The sequence below is a fragment of the Acidithiobacillus sp. TH-A36 genome (genome assembly GCF_057473445.1).
The window spans coordinates 1-8,438 of the sequence record NZ_JBYCKP010000688.1; the positions used below are offsets into that span (position 1 = coordinate 1).

The 8,438-nt window shown below is 49.3% G+C and carries 9 protein-coding genes; 1 reads left to right on the plus strand and 8 read right to left on the minus strand.

Annotated features, from left to right (window positions below):
- A partial coding sequence (locus AC2VLY_RS17100; protein WP_486922707.1) for an S-(hydroxymethyl)glutathione dehydrogenase/class III alcohol dehydrogenase occupies positions 1–989 on the minus strand: 989 nt, incomplete at its 3' end.
- 181 nt (positions 990–1,170) lie between these two features.
- Entirely contained in the window at positions 1,171–1,446 is a 276-nt protein-coding gene (locus AC2VLY_RS17105) for an NAD(P)-binding domain-containing protein (protein ID WP_486893749.1), read from the minus strand.
- 190 nt (positions 1,447–1,636) lie between these two features.
- Here AC2VLY_RS17105 and AC2VLY_RS17110 point away from each other — a divergent pair, with 190 nt between their 5' ends.
- Positions 1,637–1,840, plus strand: a complete 204-nt coding sequence (locus tag AC2VLY_RS17110; RefSeq protein ID WP_010642828.1) for a cold-shock protein — start codon at positions 1,637–1,639, stop codon at positions 1,838–1,840.
- A 114-nt stretch (positions 1,841–1,954) separates the two neighbouring features.
- Here the strand turns inward: AC2VLY_RS17110 and AC2VLY_RS17115 are convergent, their stop codons facing one another.
- From AC2VLY_RS17115 to AC2VLY_RS17140, 6 genes are all read right to left on the minus strand, one after another.
- Positions 1,955–2,890: an NAD-dependent epimerase/dehydratase family protein gene (locus AC2VLY_RS17115; protein WP_486893748.1), complete on the minus strand. Its 936-nt coding sequence runs from the start codon at positions 2,888–2,890 to the stop codon at positions 1,955–1,957.
- Positions 2,891–2,912: 22 nt separating this feature from the next.
- Positions 2,913–4,289, minus strand: a complete 1,377-nt coding sequence (gene pelG, locus AC2VLY_RS17120; RefSeq protein WP_486893747.1) for an exopolysaccharide Pel transporter PelG — start codon at positions 4,287–4,289, stop codon at positions 2,913–2,915.
- Positions 4,290–4,291: 2 nt separating this feature from the next.
- Complete coding sequence (pelF, locus tag AC2VLY_RS17125) at positions 4,292–5,794, minus strand: GT4 family glycosyltransferase PelF (RefSeq protein WP_486893746.1); 1,503 nt, start codon at positions 5,792–5,794, stop codon at positions 4,292–4,294.
- Positions 5,791–6,714, minus strand: coding sequence for a HEAT repeat domain-containing protein (locus AC2VLY_RS17130; RefSeq protein WP_486922708.1), 924 nt, complete (start codon positions 6,712–6,714; stop codon positions 5,791–5,793). Before AC2VLY_RS17130 ends, pelF begins: the two co-directional genes overlap by 4 nt.
- Positions 6,711–8,012 (minus strand): PelD GGDEF domain-containing protein, encoded by a 1,302-nt coding sequence (locus AC2VLY_RS17135; RefSeq protein WP_486922709.1) that lies wholly within the window; start codon positions 8,010–8,012, stop codon positions 6,711–6,713. The genes AC2VLY_RS17130 and AC2VLY_RS17135 overlap by 4 nt, the downstream gene beginning before the upstream one ends.
- Positions 8,013–8,019: 7 nt before the next feature.
- On the minus strand, positions 8,020–8,438 hold a 419-nt coding region (locus AC2VLY_RS17140), incomplete at its 5' end, for a hypothetical protein (protein ID WP_486922710.1).

An 8,438-nucleotide genomic window follows, 5' to 3' on the forward strand; every position in this document is an offset into this window, starting at 1 on the left:
TACCAGTCGACAATTTTGGGCACGTCCGTACGACCTTTGGCGCCGCCAAAAGCAGAGCCGCGCCAGTTACGTCCAGTCACCAGCTGGAAGGGGCGCGTGCTGATTTCCTGGCCAGCCCCGGCGACGCCAATGATAATGCTGGTTCCCCAGCCCTTGTGGCAACATTCCAGAGCCTGACGCATCAATGTGGTGTTACCAATGCATTCAAAGCTGTAGTCTGCTCCGCCTTTGGTGAGGCTGACCAGATACGGGACCAGATCCCCTTCCACCTCTTCGGGATTGACGAAATGCGTCATCCCGAATGCTTCGGCCAAAGCTTTTTTGGAGGGATTGATATCCACGCCGATGATCATGTCGGCGCCCGCCAGGCGGGCACCCTGCACGACGTTAAGGCCGATACCACCCAAACCAAAAACCACCACCTTGTCACCAGGGCGCACCTTGGCCGTAAAAATCACCGCGCCAATGCCTGTGGTTACGCCGCAGCCGATATAGCAAACCTTGTCAAAGGGCGCATCCTCGCGAATTTTGGCCAGGGCAATTTCCGGGAGCACGGTGTACTGCGCGAAAGTGCTGGTTCCCATGTAATGGTATAGAGGCTTGCCCTGACTGGAAAATCGGCTGCTGCCATCGGGCATCAGGCCTTTACCCTGGGTTTCACGAATGGCCTGACATAAATTGGTTTTACCACTCAGACAATATTCGCATTCCCGACACTCCGGGGTATAAAGGGGAATAACATGATCTCCGGGTTTCAGGGAGCGCACCCCCGCACCCACTTCAACCACCACGCCCGCACCTTCATGACCAAGAATGGTAGGAAACAGTCCTTCCGGATCCATGCCGGAAAGTGTGTAGGCATCTGTATGGCAAACCCCGGTCGCCTTGATTTCCACCAGCACTTCCCCGGCGCGTGGACCATCCAGCTGCACAGTCTCGACGACGAGGGGTTGATTGGCGCCATAGGCGACAGCGGCACGTACATCCATAAGGTGATCTCCTGAAAATTGGCGAACAGAAAACAGCTTAACCGTTAATCACAAAGCGGGGAAAGTGCGGGCATCCCATTCTTCTGGATGCGTTCGGAGTGAGCATACAAAGTCATGCGGTCATCGCGGGCGTAACCAATCGCTCAGACATGGTTTTCTCCTTGTGAAGCATTACCGACTTTCAGGACAGAAGACCGGCGTCCTCTGCGGCCAATGCGCCGATGGCAGACCAGTCACGGATGGCGCCGCCCTCCGCAGCAAGGCGAATAAAGCGATCACGCAAGAGGCTCACCAGGGGCAATGGAACATCCAGATTTTCCGCCGCTGCGCCCTGATCAACAAGCGCCTGCATTTTCCCGGGAGAGCGGTTAAATACCTTCAGATTGACTCCGGAAGTGAGCAGCCTGGCTGCCATTCCCGACCCCATCTGCCCCAGTCCTACGAAACCCACTTGCATGGTGACCTCCTTGTTTTGCATCTGTTACATACCGGACGGTTGGTTCTAACCTTAGTGAGAATCCCTGTTTTCGTCAACAATGTATGATTTGGTGCGAAATTTTTACGAAATGCCTTGCATGTCTCCAGAATAGTCCCTATGCTCGCCATTGGACACGTGGTCCGAATTTACGCAATAGGAAGTGCATCAAATGGCAACAGGTACAGTAAAGTGGTTTAACGACAGTAAAGGTTTCGGTTTCATTACTCCTGAAGATGGCAAAGAAGATGTATTCGTGCATCATTCCGCCATTCAGGGCAGCGGCTTCAAGACCCTGGCAGAAGGCGCACGTGTATCGTTCAACAGTGTTCGCGGCCCCAAAGGCATGCAGGCTGAGGACGTGCGCGAGATCTAATCCCTAGCGGATGATCATCGCCCAGGGCGCCGCAATTGCGGCGCTTTTTTTTTGAGAGCGCGTGCAATTTGCGTCAGAGCCCGTATGCCAGCCAGCAACTGCTTAAGCCGCTTGTCAGATAACCCGTGCCTGCAATAAATCCTGAATACCTTCTGATAAAGACCAGAAAGGTTGGCATAAGTGCTTGCGCATTCGCCCGTTATCCGCAATGGAACGGAGGATATCTCCTTCTACGGGTGGAACCCATTCAATATGGGATGGCGCACTGACAAGTTGTTGGATAGTTTTTGCCAGGTTGAGAATGGTAGTCGCTTCTCCTCGAGCAATGTTGATGGTCCCCTGAGCCTTTCCGACAAGTGCTGCCACGTTGGCCTGAGCAACATCTTTGACATGAATGAAATCGCGTTCCTGGCTGCCATCACCACGAATGGTCAGCGCCTGCCGGGAAAGCGCCTGAGCCACAAAACGGGAAATTACCCCGCTATAGGGGGATTGGGGATCCTGTCGGGGACCGTAAACATTAAAGTATCGTAATCCTAAATGAGAAAGTCGATGCATGCGGCCATAGAGGTCTGCATATAGCTCGTTCGTATATTTTTCCATTCCATAAGGAGAAATTGGCAAAGCTGGTTCATCTTCATTCAGAGGCAGTTTTGTGGGGTTACCATATACAGCTGCCGAAGATGCATACACAAGGCGCGCATGGTGTTTGCGGGCTTCTTCGAGAACGCCAACATAAGCCAGAATGTTCTGCTGGCAGGAAAAAACAGGGTCCTCCTGACTTCTGATGACGGAAACCTGGGCGGCAACATGCAATATGTGGGTCACGCCTTCACAGACTTGATGCAGGAGTATTCGATTGGTCATGTCGCCCAATATAAAATCCAGACGTTCATGACTTGCGGGTAAGTTATCCCTTTTTCCGGTGGAGAGGTTATCCAGAACACGGACGTGATAACCTTCAGAAAGCAGAAGCTCTACCGTGTGGGAGCCGATGAAGCCGGCACCACCGACCACCAAGATGGTTCCTGCACGCTGTTTTGAATTCATGTTATTTAACGTCCTTTATATTTTAATGAGATCTAACGAAGGTGATGAAGTCGATGTCGCGCAAGTCTCGTTGCAACAAAAAAAGTCCCAGTATATCAGCAATAAACAAAGAAAACATGAATCCCATGCCATAAAAAAACGGGCCACCCTGTAAGCTTAACCAGGTAAAAATGACATTTCCTAAAAAAAAGATCAAGGTCATTAAAGTGCTGCGACCACGTAAATCCATATAGAAATAAACATTCAAAATACTCATGAATAAAAGTTGCAAGCTGACGCCAATAACGTCAAACTGGAAAATTCGTGAATAGCTGACGGGATAACCCAGCAAGCTGAGTATTTGCGGAGTAAAGGCGATGGCAAATATGACGGTTATGCCTTGCACCTTGGCAATATCCCATAAACCGGTTCTGGTGGCGTTGATCATCCCCTGTTTGGCTATGAGGAGCTCAGAATAATTTCCACCTTCGACAATGACACGATTATAGGCTTCATAAGCTTCCACAAAATCAGTTTCAAGGCGAAAGAGAAACATGGCCAGGCCTGGTACAATCAGGAGATAACTCAGAAAAATGGGTACATCATAAATTGGCGAAGCGCGCAGCGGTCCAATGACCAGAGCGCTGGTGTCTGGAGTGAACCAAAACAAGAGTTTATCTGCCCAGACGGCGGCGTTGAAAAATAGTCCTACCCAAGCAAGAGACCAGAACATGCGCTGAGTGCTGAGGACACTCCCTGGAAAGCTGAGCATGCCCGGAAACTGTCGAATGACCATGGCCCCCAGGCTCATTAACAAAATACCCTGACCGAGATCGAAAGCCAGCAAATAACCATATAGACCGTCATCGGCTCCCAGATAGATGCCTGCCAAGACAATTGTTGTGTAGGCCGCCAGATACCAGGCAACCAGAGCCTTATAGTCTTTGAGGCTGGTTCCCATAATCGTTAGAATCCATACCCCGCAGAGCTCTACAAAGCCTGTACCCATCAGGAACTGATAAAAAATAGGGGTTTTGCTGAAAAACAGGGTTGCTATGACGTACGCAAGAATGATACCGAGGGTACAGATGCTGGCGATCATCATGAGGATGATGGATATGACGGCTTTTTTTTCCCGGGCAAAAAGCATGTCAGCAATATAACGGGTAAACAGCAACTGAACAGGGCCAGTAAAAATCAGTGAGGACATGATCAGATAAGTTACCGAAACCTGAAACTCAATAACGGCTGAGCTGTGCTCATTCTGGCTCATGGCCAGAAAGCCTAAAAGCAGGATGCCAAAAATAGATAACAACCATGGTCCTGAAGAAACAATTCCCGCGAAGCCGTACGCCTGTAGTAATGAAAAGTAGGTTCTGCGTTTGAGAATCCTGCGTAACTCAAATCCAATGCCGGCCATGTTCAGTTAGCCATCCCGGCTTGATAAAGGCTGCGATAGCTTGCAAACATGTATTCCTCCCGATAATTTTTTTCTACCCTGTCAACCGCATTTTTACTGCAGAACGTCCAGGTGTCAGAATCATTCAGTAGAGCATGAATTTCTTTTGCCAATGCGTTCGGGTTGGCAATGGGTACTATTTTTCCCGCCGGTTCAGCACTATCTTCTTTGCTGGTTCCGAAAACAAGTTCACGACAGGAGCCAACATCTGTGGCTACTACAGGCACTCCAGCAGCAAAACTCTCAAGAACAGAAAGAGGCAGACCTTCACTAATGGAGCTAAGAACAGTAAGACGTACCTGGCTGAGAACATCCTGTACCGGAACATATCCCAGAAATTTGACTTTTTCTCTTAAACCGAGATGCTCTACTAACAGAAAGCATTCCTGATAATATTCTTCATCCTCTTCAATGGGGCCAGCAATCCAGAATTCAGGTGTATCTGTTTCCATTTGTTGAATGAGTTTCGCGGCGCGAATGAAGGTTTTGATGTCCTTGATAGGAACCACCCTGCCCACCAAGGCAACAATGTTTTTACGTTCTGCAAAAGAGACTCGACAGCTTATGAAATTTTCGACCGGAATTCCGTTGGGAATCGTACTTAATTTTTGTTGATCGGCGCCATCGGCGATCTGGAGTTCGACCACACCCGAATACAAGTTGATAATGTGTTGCGCCTGTTGATAGGTCAGGCGTCCAATAAATTCAAAAAAACGAATCCACAAGTGGCGCAGATAGTGCATTCTGCCAGCCTGACGGAGGAATTCGTCGTCCTCATGAATCCAGCGCGCGAGCATGAGATCAATGCGCCTTTCTTTGGTATAAATTCCATGCTCTGAAACGATCAGTGGAATATCCCAGGCTTTGCTGAGTAAAGTTCCAAGATATCCTGCATAACCTGTTGATGGACAGTGAACAATCCGGGATTCCGGGGCGTTTTGCATGGCCATCTGGAGAAACCAGAGGGGGGCATGCATTCCACGTATCGTCCAGAAGTAGTCTACAAAAGAGGGTTGGTCAGGAATTTCTGAGTAGCATTCGATGAAATAATCCCAGACTTTTCTGTCTTCAAAAAAAGCTTTTTGGGAAATATTAAAAACATTTCCGTACTGGCTGATATCAACACCAGCCTCACATTTTGAAAGACATTTTTTCATTTCCTGATGAGCATCTGCAACTGCAGAAAGTTCGCTTGTTGAGACTTTGGAATGATGATTATTTCCGGAATGATCACTGGCTCCATACAGAAAGTACTCGGCGTAGTAACAAATATTATCCGGAAGTGTATAGGGCTTTGCCGTATAGTCCTCAATCGTGCTGCCCAGAAAAATGACACCGAAGCGATATTCAGGAAATCCAAGTATCAGACGATTCACCCAGGACGATACTCCGCCACGTACATAGGGAAAGGTGCCTTCCAGAACCAGGAGAATGTCTACTGAATCGGCTTGCCGGACTGGAATCATGGCTTTCCTCCTGTCCAAAAAGAAAAGGAGGGGCCGTATCGTGGAGACAGTTTCAGTTCTGGGTGTGCCCGGTAAATATCGAACATTTTGTCAATATTTCTGCTTCGAAAATAGGCCGAAGCCAGGTGTGGGGCAACAATACTGCTGGCAATCTTTTTTGCTTCAGCATTTTTCATTTCGGAAATGGCTTTATCTACTTTGCCCGTTTCCAGTAGATGAAGACCCATAAGCAGCTTCATGGACGGAGAATCGTGGTCCATGTTTGCATAGTCTGGCTCCCATTTTGTTGGCGCGCCTGCCGATGAAGGTGTAGCCATTTCACGGGCCTCCGTGTGGTGGATGTTCCAGTAAAGCCATTGCCTGGAATCCTGTATGCGCCGTAGGGTTCCCGCTTCGTGGGCGTGTGTTTGTTGCGCATTCAAATGTATCAGTAATTCGGTATTTTCCTGTTCACGTCGATCCAGGGCGGCATAGGCCAACAAACGCACTTCTTCCGCCTCGTCTGATAGTGCTCCACGCAACAATTGCGACTGATTGAAAAACTGTGATTCGGCGATCTGGGAAACAGCGGCCAATCTTTGTCGCGGGTCCCGGGAATGGCGAAGACGTGCGGCAACACTTCCAGGAGCTACTGTGGATGTGGTGAGCCGGATGTCGCGCATGACCGGCGGCAGTTTGACTGGCTCAAGTTCGGGCTCATGGAGCCGCCATGCGACACTCCGCAAAAAAATGGCATACACCAGTATGACTGCTGGACCAAATAAAGGTATCACCGATGCAATAATGACGAACAGTAATAAAGGAAATCTTTTATCCACTGTTTGCCCGGTTTTTGGTACGATCAGATAACTGGTCAAAAGACAGAGAAACCAGTAAAGACCATAAATAAGCAGAGATGTGTTGCTGCTGAATGAATTCATATGGACACTTCTGAGTCAAACAGTTGTTTGATCTGTTTTTCGCAATGCTGCGCGCTGATTGAGAAAATCTTATGGTGAATAAAGCTTTTTTCCCATTCTTTGCCATAATGCAAGCTGCTTTCAGTCCGCATGCGCTGAAAATGGCCCTCTGCCGCCATGCTGCCTGCGAAAGGTAATAATACAATCAGCTGTAGTTTCTCCTCTTCTCTGTGGAGCCAGAGGACATCCAGGCCTCGACGCAACCGCTGCAGATAATCCAAAACCTTTTCAGCATATGGACCGGTATGAAAATCATAACGAACCATGATACCAACTTGCGGTACCCGTTGTGCGAGCTTCTGTAATTGCATGAAGTCCGTCGCAAACTCTGGAGGACAGTCAGACCATATTTTTAACAAGGGGGCAGCCTGGGCAAGGGACTCAGCATAGGTACAAAGATACTGAAAAATGACTTCAATAGTTTGCAGGCTTTCTTTGTTGATGGCGAAAAAAGACATTTCCTCAATAGTCAGCACATAATCGTGTCTACTAAGACTCCTGTGTATGTGTACGCTGATATAATGGCGAAACCGGGTGATCTCCAGATCAGCCAGAGACTGACTTTCGCCACTATTCAGAGATTCTCTGAGGACAGGGTCCTGTTCCTGCCAGGGTTGTGCATTACCAAATGCGGCAATTAAACGCGGAGAATGATGCCCCGACTGGATATCATACAGACTGGCAATCTGAACCCCAACCAGCTGATTTAAAAAATAAAGCGTGTTATAGGCAAGTTCAGCGTCCAGACGTCCCTGTTTTTGTGCCAGCTGATTTTTGATTTCGAGTAAGGCACTCCGCACCGACATGGGCTGATAAAGCAGACTTTGTTCCAGACGGTCCTGTGAAATTCGCGTCACATACAGATCGTCGGATAACTGTCGAAAGCGGGTGGCAGTAATTTCCTCTTGCAAGGATCGTCCCGCTTCCTGCCTGGCCCAAAATCCGGCATATTCTGACGCAATGAGAATAACCAGTACGGTTCCGGCAAATATTTCCAGGCTTCGTATTTCTGGATATTTATGCCAGAAAAGAGTGCTGGCAAGTGCCGCTACGGAAAGCAGTGCAGGCATTAACTCATAACGCAGCGCGATCAGTAATGGAATGATCAGAAGCCATGGAAAAGGTTGCCTTAATAACAGAGGGTCTCCAGGATCCAGAGTCCAGGCCAATAAAATTCCCAGGGCAGGGAGCAGGATGGCTTCCAGCCATCCTGCTCCCCAGTGGGGAAGCGCCGTCACTATCTGTACACGCATTTTCATCGGGTCTTTAATTCATGGCACGATCAATCAGGCGGTGAATCAGTCCCTGCGCCAGTCCGCCGGTGCCACCACGTCCCAGACTTCCGCCATGGGCACTGCCTACCCCCGTCCAGATCACCTTGTCCGCAGGCACATCGACAATCCAGAGTGTCATGGTCACAACAGGCTCGGCGTTGATTCCCGCACGGTAGTTCCATTCATCAACACTGCCCCCCAAGGCGTAATGCACCCCGTCACTGCGGGCGCTACCGAGTGCATTCGCGTACTCTTTTTTCCAGTCGCCACCCAGTAATGCCTGGGTCCGGCTACGAATGGGCAGGGTCCCCAACAGGCGCTGATTGTCACTTTGTAAAATACCCGCTGCCAGTGCTGCCGCACGTTCATTGGCCAACGGAGTTTCCGTGTTGTTGGCAAAGGGCAATACCG

Excerpts from the sequence above, each read along its gene's own strand:
- AC2VLY_RS17130 (WP_486922708.1), bottom strand. The coding sequence starts at position 6,714 with ATGAATTCATTCAGCAGCAACACATCTCTGCTTATTTATGGTCTTTAC.
- AC2VLY_RS17135 (WP_486922709.1), bottom strand. The coding sequence starts at position 8,012 with ATGAAAATGCGTGTACAGATAGTGACGGCGCTTCCCCACTGGGGAGCA.
- pelG (WP_486893747.1), bottom strand. The coding sequence starts at position 4,289 with ATGGCCGGCATTGGATTTGAGTTACGCAGGATTCTCAAACGCAGAACC.
- AC2VLY_RS17110 (WP_010642828.1), top strand. The coding sequence starts at position 1,637 with ATGGCAACAGGTACAGTAAAGTGGTTTAACGACAGTAAAGGTTTCGGT.
- pelF (WP_486893746.1), bottom strand. The coding sequence starts at position 5,794 with ATGATTCCAGTCCGGCAAGCCGATTCAGTAGACATTCTCCTGGTTCTG.
- AC2VLY_RS17105 (WP_486893749.1), bottom strand. The coding sequence starts at position 1,446 with ATGCAAGTGGGTTTCGTAGGACTGGGGCAGATGGGGTCGGGAATGGCA.
- AC2VLY_RS17115 (WP_486893748.1), bottom strand. The coding sequence starts at position 2,890 with ATGAATTCAAAACAGCGTGCAGGAACCATCTTGGTGGTCGGTGGTGCC.